The organism is Burkholderia sp. FERM BP-3421 (assembly GCF_028657905.1).
Taxonomy (GTDB): domain Bacteria; phylum Pseudomonadota; class Gammaproteobacteria; order Burkholderiales; family Burkholderiaceae; genus Burkholderia.
In genome coordinates, this window is sequence record NZ_CP117782.1 from 3,610,312 (window position 1) to 3,625,581 (window position 15,270).

General features: G+C 66.2%; 15 protein-coding genes. 4 read left to right on the forward strand and 11 right to left on the reverse strand.

What is annotated here, in order from left to right; all coding sequences use genetic code 11:
• Window positions 1-231 precede the first annotated feature (231 nt).
• Window positions 232-3,201 carry a ribonucleoside-diphosphate reductase subunit alpha gene (locus tag Bsp3421_RS32500; RefSeq protein WP_274001068.1) on the forward strand — a complete coding sequence of 990 codons (2,970 nt, stop codon included), beginning with the start codon at window positions 232-234 and terminating at the stop codon, window positions 3,199-3,201.
• 22 nt (window positions 3,202-3,223) lie between these two features.
• Here Bsp3421_RS32500 and Bsp3421_RS32505 read toward each other — a convergent pair whose 3' ends face one another.
• Window positions 3,224-3,451: a hypothetical protein gene (locus tag Bsp3421_RS32505; protein ID WP_274001069.1), complete on the reverse strand. Its 228-nt coding sequence runs from the start codon at window positions 3,449-3,451 to the stop codon at window positions 3,224-3,226.
• A 112-nt stretch (window positions 3,452-3,563) separates the two neighbouring features.
• Between Bsp3421_RS32505 and Bsp3421_RS32510 the strand changes: the two genes are divergently transcribed.
• The 3 genes from Bsp3421_RS32510 to Bsp3421_RS32520 all read left to right on the forward strand — a co-directional run bounded on the left by Bsp3421_RS32510 (window position 3,564) and on the right by Bsp3421_RS32520 (window position 5,897).
• Complete coding sequence (locus tag Bsp3421_RS32510) at window positions 3,564-4,784, forward strand: ribonucleotide-diphosphate reductase subunit beta (RefSeq protein WP_274001070.1); 1,221 nt, start codon at window positions 3,564-3,566, stop codon at window positions 4,782-4,784.
• Between the two features lie 80 nt (window positions 4,785-4,864).
• Window positions 4,865-5,191 (forward strand): hypothetical protein, encoded by a 327-nt coding sequence (locus Bsp3421_RS32515; RefSeq protein ID WP_274001071.1) that lies wholly within the window; start codon window positions 4,865-4,867, stop codon window positions 5,189-5,191.
• Window positions 5,192-5,219: 28 nt separating this feature from the next.
• The gene (locus tag Bsp3421_RS32520; RefSeq protein ID WP_274001072.1) at window positions 5,220-5,897 is read left to right on the forward strand and encodes a histone H1-like DNA-binding protein; all 678 of its coding nucleotides are present in this window, start codon (window positions 5,220-5,222) and stop codon (window positions 5,895-5,897) included.
• Between the two features lie 213 nt (window positions 5,898-6,110).
• On the opposite strand, the gene Bsp3421_RS32525 is transcribed toward Bsp3421_RS32520, so the two are convergent.
• The 10 genes from Bsp3421_RS32525 to Bsp3421_RS32575 all read right to left on the reverse strand — a co-directional run bounded on the left by Bsp3421_RS32525 (window position 6,111) and on the right by Bsp3421_RS32575 (window position 15,083).
• Window positions 6,111-6,584, reverse strand: a complete 474-nt coding sequence (locus tag Bsp3421_RS32525) for a glycine zipper 2TM domain-containing protein (protein WP_274001073.1) — start codon at window positions 6,582-6,584, stop codon at window positions 6,111-6,113.
• Window positions 6,585-6,610: 26 nt separating this feature from the next.
• Window positions 6,611-7,549: a carbohydrate kinase family protein gene (locus Bsp3421_RS32530; protein WP_274001074.1), complete on the reverse strand. Its 939-nt coding sequence runs from the start codon at window positions 7,547-7,549 to the stop codon at window positions 6,611-6,613.
• A gap of 99 nt (window positions 7,550-7,648) precedes the next feature.
• Entirely contained in the window at window positions 7,649-8,152 is a 504-nt protein-coding gene (tpx, locus tag Bsp3421_RS32535) for a thiol peroxidase (protein WP_274001075.1), read from the reverse strand.
• A gap of 69 nt (window positions 8,153-8,221) precedes the next feature.
• On the reverse strand, window positions 8,222-10,261 hold the full coding sequence (locus Bsp3421_RS34545) for a DUF3426 domain-containing protein (RefSeq protein ID WP_443111552.1): 2,040 nt from the start codon (window positions 10,259-10,261) through the stop codon (window positions 8,222-8,224).
• A gap of 47 nt (window positions 10,262-10,308) precedes the next feature.
• Window positions 10,309-11,211, reverse strand: coding sequence for a 50S ribosomal protein L11 methyltransferase (gene prmA, locus Bsp3421_RS32550; RefSeq protein WP_274001076.1), 903 nt, complete (start codon window positions 11,209-11,211; stop codon window positions 10,309-10,311).
• Between the two features lie 3 nt (window positions 11,212-11,214).
• Window positions 11,215-12,582: an acetyl-CoA carboxylase biotin carboxylase subunit gene (gene accC / locus Bsp3421_RS32555; RefSeq protein WP_274001077.1), complete on the reverse strand. Its 1,368-nt coding sequence runs from the start codon at window positions 12,580-12,582 to the stop codon at window positions 11,215-11,217.
• A gap of 111 nt (window positions 12,583-12,693) precedes the next feature.
• Window positions 12,694-13,167: an acetyl-CoA carboxylase biotin carboxyl carrier protein gene (gene accB, locus Bsp3421_RS32560; protein ID WP_274001078.1), complete on the reverse strand. Its 474-nt coding sequence runs from the start codon at window positions 13,165-13,167 to the stop codon at window positions 12,694-12,696.
• Between the two features lie 67 nt (window positions 13,168-13,234).
• Window positions 13,235-13,687, reverse strand: a complete 453-nt coding sequence (gene aroQ / locus Bsp3421_RS32565; protein ID WP_274001079.1) for a type II 3-dehydroquinate dehydratase — start codon at window positions 13,685-13,687, stop codon at window positions 13,235-13,237.
• 194 nt (window positions 13,688-13,881) lie between these two features.
• On the reverse strand, window positions 13,882-14,430 hold the full coding sequence (locus Bsp3421_RS32570) for a TlpA family protein disulfide reductase (RefSeq protein ID WP_274001080.1): 549 nt from the start codon (window positions 14,428-14,430) through the stop codon (window positions 13,882-13,884).
• A complete protein-coding gene (locus tag Bsp3421_RS32575; RefSeq protein WP_274001081.1) occupies window positions 14,430-15,083 on the reverse strand; it encodes a UDP-N-acetylmuramate--alanine ligase in 654 nt (217 codons plus the stop codon). The genes Bsp3421_RS32570 and Bsp3421_RS32575 overlap by 1 nt, the downstream gene beginning before the upstream one ends.
• Window positions 15,084-15,270 lie beyond the last annotated feature (187 nt).

A 15,270-nucleotide genomic window follows, 5' to 3' on the forward strand; every position in this document is an offset into this window, starting at 1 on the left:
GAAATTCCTCAGAGTGCGACGCATTCGGCCGGCGGCCGGTGACGTCGCGATCAAGCGCGGAAGAGCAGCAGGGGGCGCGACGTGAAGCAGCACCGTGTCGAATCGATTGTGTCGCAGCGGTCCACCCAACCCCGCCGCTTTTCCCGTATCCAATTGTCCGCGCCATCCCTGGCGCGGCGTTCGTGTTAATCCGCGGTACCTCCCGCATCATCTTCACCAGGAGCTTTGCACATGCAAACCACCGACAACGCGACGTCCCAATTCGAGAGCGCATCCGGCGGCCCTCTCGGCGGGACCGCACAGGGCGCGCAGGCGCTCGCGCCGCAGGCGACCCTCGTCGACTACAAGGTGATCCGCCGCAATGGCAGCGTGGTGTCCTTCGAACCGTCGAAGATCGCGATCGCGGTGACGAAGGCGTTCCTGGCCGTCAATGGCGGGCAAGGTGCGGCGTCGGCGCGGGTGCGCGAACTGGTCGAACAACTGACGCAGAACGTGGTGCGCGCGCTCGTGCGCAGCCGCCCGACGGGCGGCACGTTCCATATTGAAGACATTCAGGATCAGGTCGAGCTGGCGCTGATGCGCACCGGCGAGCACAACGTCGCCCGCGCATACGTGCTGTACCGCGAGAAGCGCCACCTCGAGCGCAGCCACGTCGCCGAGGCGCCCGCCCCGGATACGTCGAGCGGCCTCAACGTGATCGACAACGGCGTTTCGCGTCCGCTCGACCTGAACGCGCTGCGCGCGCTGATCGTGTCGGCCTGCGAGGGCCTCGGCAGTGCGGTCAACCCGGCGCCGATCGTCGAGGAGACGGTGAAGAACCTGTACGACGGCGTGCCGATGACGCAGGTCTACGACTCGGCGATCCTGGCCGCGCGCACGATGATCGAGAAGGACCCGGCGTACAGCCAGGTCACGTCCCGCATCCTGCTGCACACGATCCGCCGCGAAATCCTCGGCGGGGAAGTGACCCAGGCGCAGATGCAGACGCGCTACGCCGAGTATTTCCCGCAGTTCCTGACGCGCGGCGTCGAGGCCGAGCTGCTCGACGACAAGCTGCTCACCTTCGACCTGGCGCGCCTGGGCGCCGCGCTCGACGCGGGCCGCGACCTGCAGTTCGGCTACCTCGGCCTGCAAACCCTGTACGACCGCTACTTCCTGCACGTCGACGGCACCCGCATCGAGATGCCGCAGGCATTCTTCATGCGCGTCGCGATGGGCCTCGCGCTCAACGAAGCCGACCGTGAGGCGCGCGCGATCGAGTTTTACAACGTGCTGTCGAGCTTCGACTTCATGAGCTCCACGCCGACGCTGTTCAATTCCGGCACGCGCCGCTCGCAGCTGTCGTCGTGCTACCTGACGACGGTCGCGGACGACCTCGACGGAATCTATGAAGCGCTCAAGGAAAACGCGCTGCTGTCGAAGTTCGCGGGCGGTCTCGGCAACGACTGGACCCGGGTGCGCGCGCTCGGCTCGCACATCAAGGGCACGAACGGCAAGTCGCAGGGCGTGGTGCCGTTCCTGAAGGTCGTCAACGACACGGCGGTCGCGGTGAACCAGGGCGGCAAGCGCAAGGGCGCGGTGTGCGCGTACCTGGAATCCTGGCACCTCGATATCGAGGAATTCCTGGAGCTGCGCAAGAACACCGGCGACGACCGCCGCCGCACCCACGACATGAACACGGCGAACTGGATTCCCGACCTGTTCATGAAGCGCGTGATGGAAGGCACCGACTGGACGCTGTTCTCGCCGTCGACCTGCCCGGACCTGCACGACAAGTTCGGCGCCGAGTTCGAGGCGGCCTACACGGCTTACGAGGACAAGGTCGCGCGCGGCGAGATCAAGCTGTTCAAGAAGATCCCGGCGCAGCAGCTGTGGCGCAAGATGCTCGGCATGCTGTTCGAGACCGGCCACCCGTGGGTCACGTTCAAGGATCCGTGCAATGTGCGTTCGCCGCAACAGCACGTCGGCGTCGTCCACTCGTCGAACCTGTGCACGGAAATCACGCTGAACACGAGCGACAGCGAAATCGCGGTCTGCAACCTGGGCTCGGTGAACCTGGTCGCCCACCTGGTCAAGCAGGCCGACGGCAGCTACGCGCTCGACCACGCCAAGCTCAAGCGCACCGTCAGCGTGGCGATGCGGATGCTCGACAACGTCATCGACATCAATTACTACGCGGTCGAGAAGGCGCGCAACTCGAACCTGAAGCACCGTCCGGTCGGTCTCGGCATCATGGGCTTCCAGGACTGCCTGCACCTGCTGCGCACGCCGTACGCGTCGGAGGCGGCGGTCGAGTTCGCCGATCGCTCGATGGAAGCGGTTTGCTACTACGCGTATTACGCATCGACTGAACTCGCGGAAGAGCGCGGCCGCTACTCGAGCTACCAGGGCTCGCTGTGGGACCGCGGGATCCTGCCGCAGGACACCCTGAAGCTGCTCGCGGAAGCACGCGGCGGCTACGTCGAGGTCGATACCAGCGCGTCGCTCGACTGGTCGACGCTGCGCGGCCGGATCGGCGCGCACGGGATGCGCAACTCGAACTGCGTCGCGATCGCCCCGACCGCGACGATCTCGAACATCATCGGCGTGTCGGCGTGCATCGAGCCGACCTTCCAGAACCTGTACGTGAAGTCGAACCTGTCGGGCGAGTTCACGGTGGTTAACGAGTACCTGGTGCGCGACCTGAAGGAGCGCGGCCTGTGGGACGAGGTGATGGTCGCCGACCTCAAGTACTTCGACGGCATGCTGTCGCGCATCGACCGGGTGCCGGCCGACCTGCGCGCGATCTACGCGACCGCGTTCGAAGTCGACCCGAAGTGGCTGGTCGAGGCGGCGTCGCGCCGTCAGAAGTGGATCGACCAGGCGCAGTCGCTCAACATCTACATGGCGGGCGCATCGGGCAAGAAGCTCGACGAGGTCTACAAGCTGGCGTGGCTGCGCGGCCTGAAGACCACCTACTATCTGCGCACGATGGCGGCGACGCACGTCGAGAAGTCGACGGTCGCGCACGGCGCGCTGAACGCGGTGCCCACGGGCGGCGGCTCGGCGGGCGGTGCGCAGGGCGCGGCGGGCGGCTTCGGTGCAGCGGGCGGCGACGCCGGTTCGGGTGCGCTGAACGCGGCGCCGCTCGAGGCCGACGGTCCGGTGTGCACGATGCGTCCGGGCGACGCGGGCTTCGACGAGTGCGAGGCTTGCCAGTAACACGGCGCGCCTGAACTGAGCATCACGCGGCGCGCGCCGGCAACCGATCGAGGTTGAAGTGCGCGCCGCGCTCGACTAAAAAAATGATAAGGATTCTGTAACGCACGCCTGCGTTGCAGACGACCACAAGAAGCGATCGAAACTTCCCCGACGACGTCGCGTTTCGATCCGCGTTCGATGCGTCGAGCGCACCTCGCGACACAGATGCGGCGCATGCCGCGCGCTTCATGAACGACGATGCGTTGCTCAAAGTGTTGTATCGAGGTCGCAACGCGAATCGAAAAAAGGATTTTTCGTGAGCGAACCCTTTTATCGCTCGGGAAAAGATGGTACAAACCGATCTAAATCGATGGTGAGAATTTATGCTCAATTGGGATGACGAGAAGACTGCCGCGACTCCCGCGACCGGCGCACAGCAAAACGCGATGCGCAGTTCCGCAGGAGAGGCCGTCGGAATGCAGGCCGAAGGGTCTGCCGTTCATCAGGCTTCGTCGGTCCGCGATATTTTCGCGGGTGATTTCGCCGTCGCGCCGGATCTCCCGGCGGATGCCCCTGCGGGCAGCGAGACGCGCGTCAATGTCGCCGACAAGCGCATCATCAACGGCCAGACCGATGTCAATCAGCTGGTGCCGTTCAAGTACAAGTGGGCGTGGGAAAAATACCTGGCGGGCTGTGCGAACCACTGGATGCCGCAGGAAATCAACATGTCCCGCGACATCGCGCTGTGGAAGGATCCGAACGGCCTTACCGAGGACGAGCGCCGGGTCGTCAAGCGCAACCTCGGTTTCTTCGTGACCGCCGACTCGCTGGCCGCGAACAACATCGTGCTGGGCACCTACCGCCACATCACGGCGCCCGAGTGCCGGCAGTTCCTGCTGCGCCAGGCGTTCGAAGAGGCGATCCACACGCACGCGTACCAATATATTGTCGAATCGCTCGGCCTCGATGAAGGCGAGATCTTCAACGCGTATCACGAAGTGGCGTCGATCCGCGCGAAGGACGAGTTCCTGATTCCGTTCATCCATACGCTGACCGACCCGGCCTTCAAGACCGGCACGCTCGACGCCGACCAGAAGCTGCTGAAGTCGCTGATCGTGTTCGCGTGCATCATGGAAGGGCTGTTCTTCTACGTCGGCTTCACCCAGATTCTCGCGCTCGGCCGCCAGAACAAGATGACGGGCGCCGCCGAGCAGTACCAGTACATCCTGCGCGACGAGTCGATGCACTGCAACTTCGGCATCGACCTGATCAACCAGATCAAGCTGGAGAATCCGCACCTGTGGACCCCCGAGTTCCGTACGGAGATCCGCGAACTGTTCAAGCAGGCGGTCGATCTCGAGTATCGCTACGCGGAGGACACGATGCCGCGCGGCGTGCTGGGCCTGAATGCATCGATGTTCAAGGGCTACCTGCGCTTCATCTGCAATCGCCGGTGTCAGCAGATCGGCCTCGATCCGCTGTACCCGAACGAGGAAAACCCGTTCCCGTGGATGAGCGAGATGATCGACCTGAAGAAGGAACGCAACTTCTTCGAAACGCGTGTGATCGAGTATCAGACGGGTGGCGCCCTGTCCTGGGAATAACCCTGCGGCGCTGTCGAGTCACGACGATGAACAGGCCGGGCGACTTGCCCGGCACAAGGTTTTAGGAGCAAGAACGCCTGATGCAAAGCATGCCCGGTGCCTTAACGGCCCACAAACATGATAGGCACTTTGCGAACCCTTCAGTGGGATGGGCAAACTTCCCTCCGGAAAAAGCCGGCTGCCACGTGGCCCCCGGCTTGATCAAGCGATTAGGGGCGGCGGCGCGACACGCGCCGGCCGCCGACTTGATTTGGCGCTCCGTGCCGTTGAGCACGGCGCGCCATACCGTATTCATTAGCGTAAGCGCGCAGCACCTGCGTACGCCGATGAATAGCCCGCTTCGTAGCGCACGTCCTGATAAACGTCCGCGGGAAGCGGGTTTTGACGAAGGGTGTAGTTTGAACTGACTCTCATCTGAACCTGAAGGAGAACATGATGGCACTCGCCAAGAAGAAACCGGTTGCCAAGAAGGCAGCGGCAAAGAAGGTTGTGGCAAAGAAGGCAGCACCGGCAAAGAAGGTCGCCGCTAAGAAGGTCGCCGTGAAGAAGGTTGCGGTGAAGAAGGTTGCAGCCAAGAAGGTCGCGGTGAAGAAGGTTGCTGCGAAGAAGGCAGCGCCGGCCAAGAAGGCGGCGGCGAAGAAGGTTGCAGCCAAGAAGGTCGCGGTGAAGAAGGTTGCCGCGAAGAAGGCAGCGCCGGCCAAGAAGGCGGCGGCGAAGAAGGTTGCAGCCAAGAAGGTCGCGGTGAAGAAGGTTGCCGCGAAGAAGGCAGCGCCGGCCAAGAAGGCGGCGGCGAAGAAGGTTGCAGCCAAGAAGGTCGCGGTGAAGAAGGTTGCCGCGAAGAAGGCAGCGCCGGCCAAGAAGGCGGCAGCGAAGAAGGTTGCAGCCAAGAAGGCTGCGCCCGCGAAGAAGGCTGCGCCTGCTGCGAAGAAGGCCGCTCCCGCCGCGAAGAAGGCTGCGCCCGCGAAGAAGGCTGCCGCTCCGAAGAAGGCTGTCGTGAAGAAGGCTGCGCCGGCAACGACGGCGTCGACGGCATCGGTCGCACCGGCATCGGGCGTGAAGACCGCGCTGAACCCGGCTGCTGCATGGCCGTTCCCGACCGGCAGCCGTCCGTAATCGCTGTCCTGTCGGACGCTGCTATCTATATAGCGTGTCCGCGGATTGAGTAGGCCTACTCAAACCGAAATCCCGCCACGGCGTGCCGTCGGCGGGATTTTTTATGCCTGCGCGCAGGCGGGCGCGCTTCGCGCGCAGGCATAAAAAAACGCATGCGCGAGTTACGCGCATGCGTCGGATCGCGGCTCGCGCCGCGTGCTGAGGTCAGTCCGCTCAGTGCGTGACGCGGGTCACGCCGCCGCTCGACAGCAGTCGCACGCGTTCGCCCGCGCGGAATACTTCCGCCGTCGCCGCTTGCGTGATCGAGCGCAGGTCGCCGTTGTCGAGACGCACCGTGATTTCGACACCGTTGGCATTGCTCAAACCCTGGCCGAGCGCATTGCCCGCGACTGCGCCGGCGAGGCCGCCCGCGATCGCGGTCAGGATCGAGCCCTTGCCGCCGCCGATCGCGCTGCCGGCCACCGCGCCGAGCGCGCCGCCGCCGAGCGTGCCGATCGCCGCGCCGCCGCCTTCGCCTTCGATCTTCACCGCGCGCACGCTTTCGACCGTGCCGAGGCGCACGGTTTGTTCGCGCTGCGCCTGGCCGACGCTATAGACGTCGGCCGACCCCGGCGGGGTGAAGCAGCCGGTCAGCGTTACCGATGCGACCAGCATGGCCGCGAGCGTCAGGGTTTTCTTGTTCAACATGTGTCGTGCTCTCCAACTCTTTCAGTTCATTTGAGACTGTAACCGAACGCGGTTTCAAAGCGAGCGTTGATTTCCGCGCGGCTCGGTGCATAGGTTTGCGGCCCTTGGGCCGCGATCTTGAGTGAGCCCATCAGGCTGGCGAGGCGGCCGGTGGTCGCCCAGTCCAGCCCGTGCTCGATGCCGTACAGCAGACCACCGCGGAAGGCGTCGCCGCATCCGGTCGGATCGACGATGCGCTCGGCCGGAACGACCGGAATCTGCTCGTCGCCGCCCTTGAGGCGGATGGTCGCGCCGTGCTCGCCGCGCGTGATGATGAGGGCCTGAACCCGGCCGGCGATTTCGTCTTCGGACCAACCCGTTTTGTCGCTCACCAGCTTGGCTTCGTAATCGTTGACAGCAACGTAAGACGCAAGTTCAATGCTGCGGCGCAATGTAGCACCGTCGAACAGCGGCAGGCCCTGGCCCGGATCGAAGATGAACGGCACGCCGGCAGCCGCGAGTTCCTCGGTGTGCTGGACCATGCCCTGGAACCCGTCCGGGCCGACGATCGCGAGCTTGATGTCCTTCGCCTCGCCCGCATGGTTCAGGTGGGACTGCATCATCGCGCCCGGGTGGAATGCGGCGAGCTGGTTGTTGTCGAGGTCGGTCGTGATCATCGCCTGCGCCGAGTGCATCTCGGGCAGTACGCGCACGTGTTCCTTCGACATGCCGAGCTGGTCGAGGCGATCGAGGTAGGGCTGCGCGTCGACCGCGCCGAGCGTGCCCATGATGCGCGCGTCGCCGCCCAGCAGGTGCAGCGCGTAGCCGATGTTGCCCGCGCAGCCGCCGAATTCGCGCCGCATCGTCGGCACGAGGAAGCTCAGGTTGATCATGTGCACCTGGTCGGGCAGGATGTGCTCCCGAAAGCGCCCTTCGAACGTCATGATGCTGTCGTAGGCGATCGAACCGCAGATAAGCGTAGCCAAGATAGCGTCCTTAGATATCAGTAGTTTTTTGTCGGCCCGGATGCGCGTACGCCGCGCACGGATGCGCGGCGTACGGCGGTCGCTCGGAGTGGATGGGGGTCAGTTCAGTGCGGCGAGCGCAGCCTCGTAGTTCGGCTCGTCCTTGATCTCGCCCACGAGTTCAGCGTGCGCGACCTTGTCGTGCTCGTCGAGCACCACCACGGCGCGCGCGGTCAGCCCATTGAGCGGGCCGCTCGTCACGTCGACGCCGTAGGCGCCGGCGAAGGCCCGGCCGGCGCGGAAGGTCGACGCGGTGACGACGTTCGCGAGGCCTTCGGTCGTGCAGAAGCGGGTGGCCGCGAACGGCAGGTCGCCCGACACCACGATCACCACCGTGTTCGCGAGCTTGCTCGCCGCTTCGTTGAACTTGCGGGTCGAGGTGGCGCAGGTCGGCGTGTCCAGGCTCGGCACGATGTTCAGCACCTTGCGCTTGCCCGCGAAGCTGGCGAGCGACAGGTCGGCGAGATCCTTGCCGACCAGCTTGAAATCGGGGGCTTGTGAACCGACGGTCGGGAAGGTGCCGGCGATCTCGATCGGGTTGCCACCCAGCGTGACTTTGCTCATGTTCGTGCTCCGGAATGATGCGTCGACGTGACGCACGGGTTGAAGGCTGGCGCGCGAAGGCGCGCCGTTTTACGGATAAAAGATCTGGACGCGGAAATTCGAGGCGGTGACGTCACCCGTCTCGATCCGGACGACCATGGTCTGCGTCGCGCCGGCCGGAATGCCCGCGTCGACCGACGCGCCGGGGCGGACATAATCACGCGGCGCGAGTACGCGGCGCACCGCCACGCGGTTGGCCTCGTCGAGCAGCGTCAGTTCGATCGCGGGATAGGCGAGCGCGACCGAATAATGATTGGTGAGCGGCACCTTCAGCTCCAGCACGTGCGGCCCGTCGAGCTGGCGCAGGTCGGACGCGTCGAGCCGCAGCCCGTCGATCGCGCGCGGCGGCGCGACGTGGCAGCCGAGCGTCGCGCAGGCCCGCGCGAACAGCGTCTGGCTGGTCGGCCAGTAGACCATCGCCTTTTCACGCTGCCACCACGCGAGCTGCACGATCAGCAGCAGCGCGAGCGTCAGCGCCAGCCCGATCACGAAGCCGCCCAGCACCCGCAGGAAGCCGCCGCGACGCTGCGGCGCGCGGGTCTCGCGCGTCATCGCGAAGTGTTCGCGCGCATCGTCGGCGGGCGCGGTTGCGAACGGAACCTCCGGCGGCGACGTGAAGTGCGGCTCGCGGTGATCGCGATCGCCGTCGGGCGTGACCATTGCAGCGGCGCCGGCCGCGAGGGTCGGTTCCAGCGCGGCGGGCGAGGCGTCGTGCCCAGCCGCAGGCGGGGCCGATTCGGAGGAACGCTGCCGTCCGGCCGCGGCCGGAAGCGGATCGGGTTCGGCGTGTGCCGGTTCGGCGACGAGCGGCACCGGCGCGCCGGAGAAGCGTGCAACGGCGCTCGCGCCGTCGGCGCCGGGGCCGCTGCGGTCCGGCAGCGCAAGCGGCACGAGCGGCGTGGTGCTGACGTTCGCGCCGCTGTGCTGGAGGGCCGGGTCGATGCCGCCGTCGAGCCAGGGCGCCCACATGTCCCACGCGCCGGGCGCGAAATCCTGCTCGTGAGTGGGCGAGGCGGTCGACTCGGTCGTCGCGAACGTGTGATTCGGGATGACCACGGGGGGCACGGCAGGCCGCGCAGCATGCGTTGGTTCGTGTTCGGCCGGCGGCGCTGCGTCGGGCGCGAGCGGGTGTTGCGTGGCGGGCGGGACGTCGGACGCCGCCGTATGCTCGACGGCCAGGGTGTCATGTGGCGTCGGCGTCTCGGGCGATGCGTCGGCGTCGGGTGTGTGTGCCGCAGGCGTGTCGGTTGCCGCAGCGATCTCGCCGCGCGCTGCTTCGACGCCGGGCGCGGACGCTTCATCGAAGGCGGATCGTGCCGTGGCCGAATCGTGAGCGTGTGCGGTTGCTACGGGCGCATCGGCAACGGGCGCGGGAATCTCGTCGTGCGTTGCCGCGATGTCGGGCGCGGCCGCTTCATCGGAGGCGGACTTTGCCGTGGCCGAATCGTGAGCGTGTGCGATTGCTACGGGCGCATCGGCAACGGGCGCGGGAATCTCGTCGTGCGTTGCCGCGATGTCGGGCGCGGACGCTTCATCGAAGGCGGACTTTGCCGTGGCCGAATCGTGAGCGTGTGCGGTTGCTACGGGCGCATCGGCAACCGGCGCGGCGATCTCGTCGTGCGTTGCCGCGATACCGGCGGGCGTCTCGATCTCATCGGCGGCGGTGCGTGTCGCGGCCGGATCGTGCGCGGGCGTGGCGTTATCGTGCGTTTCGGCCGGCGCAGCAGGCGCAACGTGCGTGGGCGGTTCCGAGGCAGGCGAGTGGCGGCCTGTCGCGTCGTCGGCGGCGGCGCCCTCGGCGGAGGGCGACCCGGCCGGCCGCGGCGCATCGCGCGGCAGCGCGACCTCGTGCGCGATCGGCGACGGGGTGGACGACGGGATCGGCGCGGCCGGGCTGTCCGCCGCGCGCGCGGCGGCGTCGAGCAGCGGCCCGGGCTCGACGAGCGAACTGGCCGCGTCGAATACCTGCTGGCATTGGCCGCAGCGCACGAGCCCGCCGTGCAGCGTCAGGTGATCCTGCCGCAGCCGGAAGACGGTTTCACAATGAGGACAGCGCGTCGCGAGGAGCATGGGTAGCCGGGCGGCCAGCTGGGCCTGAGTGAAAGACAGCGCTTATTCTAATGGCTTTCGCGTCGCGTTCCGGCCAGACAGACCCAACCTTCGTGTTCGCGCCACACGGCAATGTCGATATAGCGCGCATAGACGCTCGCGACTTCCTCCGCCTGGCGCGCCAGCACGCCCGACAGCGCGAGGCGCCCGCCCGGTTTCACCTTCGACGCGAGCATCGACGCCATCAGCTTGAGCGGGTTCGACAGGATGTTCGCCACCACGATGTCGAATTCTCCCGCCGGGCAATCGTCCGGCAGCCCGTAGGTCACGTCGGCGTGGTTGCGCGCGCTGTTCTGGCGCGCCGATTCGACGGCCTGCGGGTCGATGTCGATGCCGGTCACCGGCTGCGCGCCGCATTTGCGCGCGAGAATCGCGAGGATCCCCGAGCCGCAGCCGTAGTCGAGCACCGACTGGCCGGGCCGCACCGTCTGCTCGAGCCATTCCATGCAGAGCCGCGTGGTCGGATGGCTGCCCGTGCCGAAAGCCAGGCCCGGATCGAGTTCGAGTACGAGCGCGTCGGGATCCGGCGCCGCGTGCCACGACGGCACCACCCAGATCCGCTCGCCGATGGGGATCGGCTCGAATTGCGACTGGGTGAGCCGCACCCAATCCTGCTCCGCGACTTCGCGCACGCTGAAGGCGGGCGTATCCGCCAGCCCCAGCGCATTGGCGGCGGCGGCGAGCAGCACCGCCGGCTCGCGCTGCGCATCGAGCAGCGCGACCACGCGCGAACGCTGCCATGCGGTGCGTTCGGGCGTGAGGCCGGGCTCGCCGAAGAGCGGCTGCTCGTCCGGCGTGTCCGCGTCGGCGTCCTCGACGGACACCGACAGCGCGCCGAGGTCGAGCAGCGCGTCCGACAGGGCTTCCGCGTGCTCGCGCGCGAGTTCGACGACGAGTTCCCGATAGCTCATGGCTTACGCTTCGTCCCGTGCGACCTGCTGGCGTTCCGCCAGACGGTTTTCGAGGTAGTGGATGCTGGTGCCGCCCTCGACGAACTTCGCGTCGAGCATCAGCTCGCGGTGCAGCGGGATGTTGGTCAGGATGCCTTCGACCACCATTTCCGACAGCGCGATGCGCATGCGCTGGATCGCCTGGTCGCGGGTCGCGCCGTAGGAGATCAGCTTGCCGATCATCGAATCATAGTTCGGCGGCACGAAATAGCCGTTGTACGCGTGCGAATCGACGCGGATCCCGGGGCCGCCCGGCGTATGCCACGACGTGATCCGGCCCGGCGACGGCGTGAACTTGAACGGATCTTCCGCGTTGATCCGGCACTCGATCGCGTGACCGCGGAACTGGATGTCGCGCTGGCGGAAGCCGAGCTTCTCGCCGGCCGCGATGCGGATCTGTTCCTGCACGATATCGACGCCGGTGATCAGCTCCGTCACCGGGTGCTCGACCTGCACGCGCGTGTTCATCTCGATGAAGTAGAACTCGTTGTTCTCGTACAGGAACTCGAAGGTGCCCGCGCCGAGGTAGCCCATCTTCTTGCAGGCGTCCGCGCAGCGATCGCCGATCCGGTCGATCAGGCGGCGCGCGATGCCGGGCGCCGGCGCTTCCTCGATCACCTTCTGGTGGCGGCGCTGCATCGAGCAGTCGCGCTCGCCGAGCCAGACGGCGTTCTTGTGCGAATCCGAGAGCACCTGGATTTCGATGTGGCGCGGATTCTCGAGGAACTTCTCCATATAGACCTGTGGATTGCCGAACGCACGGCCGGCTTCCTCGCGGGTCATGTTGACCGCATTCACGAGCGCGGCCTCGGTGTGCACGACGCGCATCCCGCGCCCGCCGCCGCCGCCCGCCGCCTTGATGATGACGGGATAGCCGACCGCACGCGCAATTTTCACGATCTCCTTCGGATCGTCCGGCAACGCGCCGTCCGAACCCGGCACGCAGGGCACGCCGGTGCGCATCATGGTCTGCTTCGCGGTGACCTTGTCACCCATCATGCGGATCGTGTCGGGACGCGGCCCGATGAAGGTGAAGCCCGATTGCTCGACGCGCTCGGCGAAGTCGGCGTTCTCGGACAGGAAGCCGTAGCCCGGGTGGATCGCCTCGGCATCGGTGACTTCGGCCGCGCTGATCAGCGCCGGCATGTTCAGGTAGCTGAGGTTCGACGGCGCCGGGCCGATACAGACGGCTTCGTCGGCGAGCCGCACGTATTTCGCTTCCTTGTCGGCTTCCGAATAGACGACGACCGTCTTGACGCCCAGCTCGCGGCACGCGCGCTGGATGCGCAGTGCGATTTCGCCGCGATTGGCAATGAGGATTTTTTCAAACATAACGAGTATTCGTCTCTTCAAGGGGCGCGCGCGAGGCGCGCCTTAAGAGGATCGGCGTCGCGCAGCGCGAGGGCGCGCGGCGGTCCGCGAGGCTGTTCGCACGACGGCTCGTCAGCCGATCACGAACAGCGGCTGGCCGTACTCGACCGCCTGGCCGTTGTCGACGAGGATTTCCTTGATGACGCCTGCCTTGTCCGATTCGATCTCGTTGAGCAGCTTCATCGCTTCGATGATGCAGAGGGTCTGGCCTTCCTTCACGGTGTCGCCGATCTGGGCGAACGGATCGGCGCCCGGCGACGGTGCGCGGTAGAAGGTGCCGACCATCGGCGAGGTGACCACGTGGCCCTGCGGCGCGCTGGCCGCGGGGGCCGCGCCGGCCGCGGCCGGTGCGCCGGCTTCGGCGGCGAGAGGCGCGGCGGCCGGGGCCATGCTGACTTGCGGGGCGAAACCGCTCGATTGCTGGACATAGACCGGCGGCGCGTTCTTGACGATGCGCACCTTGCCTTCGCCTTCGGTGACTTCCAGCTCGGAGATGCCGGATTCGGAGACGAGGTCGATCAGAGTTTTCAGCTTACGAAGATCCATCGGGAGTTCCCCTTTTCAATACGTGAAACGCCGGTTTGAACCGGCGTTGAATCGAGTTCTTGATCAATCAGCCGCGCGACGCGCCTTGCAGCTTGTCGAGCGCGTAGTCGAGCGCGTAGAGGTAACCGCGCCAGCCGAGGCCGCAGATCACGCCGTCGGCGAGATCTGACAAATAGGAGTGTTGCCGGAACGGTTCGCGACGGTGCACGTTCGACAGATGCACTTCCACGAACGGTATCCCGACGCCCGCGAGCGCGTCGCGGATCGCGATGCTCGTGTGCGTGTACGCGGCCGGATTGATCAGGATGAAGTCGGTCTGCTCATTCCGGGCCGCCTGGATCCGATCCACGAGCGCGCCTTCATGATTGCTCTGGAACGACGCCAGTTCGGCGCCGGCCTGCTGCGCCCGCTCGGTCAGCGCCTGATCGATCTGCGCAAGCGTCACGCGGCCGTACACCTCCGGTTCCCGGGTGCCGAGAAGGTTCAGGTTGGGGCCGTGCAGCACCAGCAATCGTGTCATGGTCGCTTCTTTTTCTGCGGAATTGCGCGAACTTTAGCGCTGATTAGAGAAATTTGTCTAGTTTTGCCGAATGGTCCGCGGCGCGCGACCAGCGTGGCGCATCGTTTCGCGATTTAACAATCAGCTAACTGCATTGATTTTGATGTCAATCAGGCTGGTTCTGCGCATAACGCGCAGAACCAAAATTCACGCGATCAGAGCGCGTCGAGCGTGCGTTTCAGGGCATCCGGCTGAATTTGCCCCAATTTTGTCTCACGAACCTTGCCGGTTTCGTCGATGACGACCGTGAAGGGCAGCGCGCCCGCGCTGTTGCCGAACTGGCGGGCGAGGTCCGCGCCCGCGTAGCCGCTGACGAACACCGGGTAGTCGACCTTCACCTTCTGCAGGAAGGCCTTCACGTTCTTCTCGGAATCGACCCCGATCCCGATGAAACGGATGCCCTTCTTGCGGTATTCGTGCGACAGGCGCACGAGTTCCGGCATTTCCTCGACGCACGGGCCGCACCACGAGGCCCAGAAATTGACGACGACCTTCTGGCCCTTGAAAGCGGTCAGCACTTGCGGTTTGCCGTCGGCGTCGGTCATCGGCGCGGCCCACAGCATGTCGACCGCGTTGCCTTTCGCGGGCGCGGCCTCGGCCGTGTTCTCGAGCGAGCCGCCGCGCACCCAGTGACCGGCGGCAAAGCCGCCGACGATGGCGATCGCCGCGACCGCGGCGCCCGCCAGGATTCGTTTGGTATTCATCATCCGTTCAATTCCGCGTTCAAAGGAGTGCCGGCGCCGCCGAGCAGCGCGCGCAGCGCGTTCGCGTCGGCCCGCGCGAGCCGGCCGCGCGCGTCGGCCCGGACCGCGCCGCGCAGGTCGTCGCTTGTATACAGTGAGACATGCAGGCCGACGGGCTCCGCGGCGCGGCGCTCGCGCCACAGGAAGCTCAGCGTCTCGACTTCGCCGCGCCCCGCGAAGTGGCGGGTCTCGGATACGTCGTACTGGATGTTCTCGTTCAGCAGATAGATCGCCACGTCCTTCTGGCTGTCGGAGAAGGTCTGCAGATGGATGTCCGAGTGTGCGTTCGCGGTGCCATTCAGCACGGCGCCCGTGACATACGGATTGAATTGCGCGAGCCGTGCCATCCAGGCAAGCGCGATCTCGCGCAGGCGCAGCAGCTCGGCCGGCTGCGTGTCCGACTGGAACAGCGCCAGGTATTCGTGCAGTTCCGCCTCGATCTGGTCGTTATCCGGCAGCCATTCGCCCGCAATCCGCGTATCGCCGATCAGCTGGCGCGCGGCCTTGCGCTTGGCGCCCGCGTAATCGAGCCCATCTTCGGCGATCAGGCGAGCCGCGGCCAGGGCGATTTCCTCGCGCACGCGACGCGGATCGAGTAAGGGTTTTCGAGACATGATGCGCCCATCATACTAGATCGGCCCGCCGCAACCCGCGCGGCGGCAAGCCGCGGCAGCGAGGTCGGTGCGGCGGGCCCGTTGCGGCAAGGCCGGCACGGCGGGACCGGCTCGGCGGGACCGTCAGTTACAATAACGGCCTTCGCGCGGCGGCAGGCGCGCCACCCATGCGGGCGGCGCGCGCCGT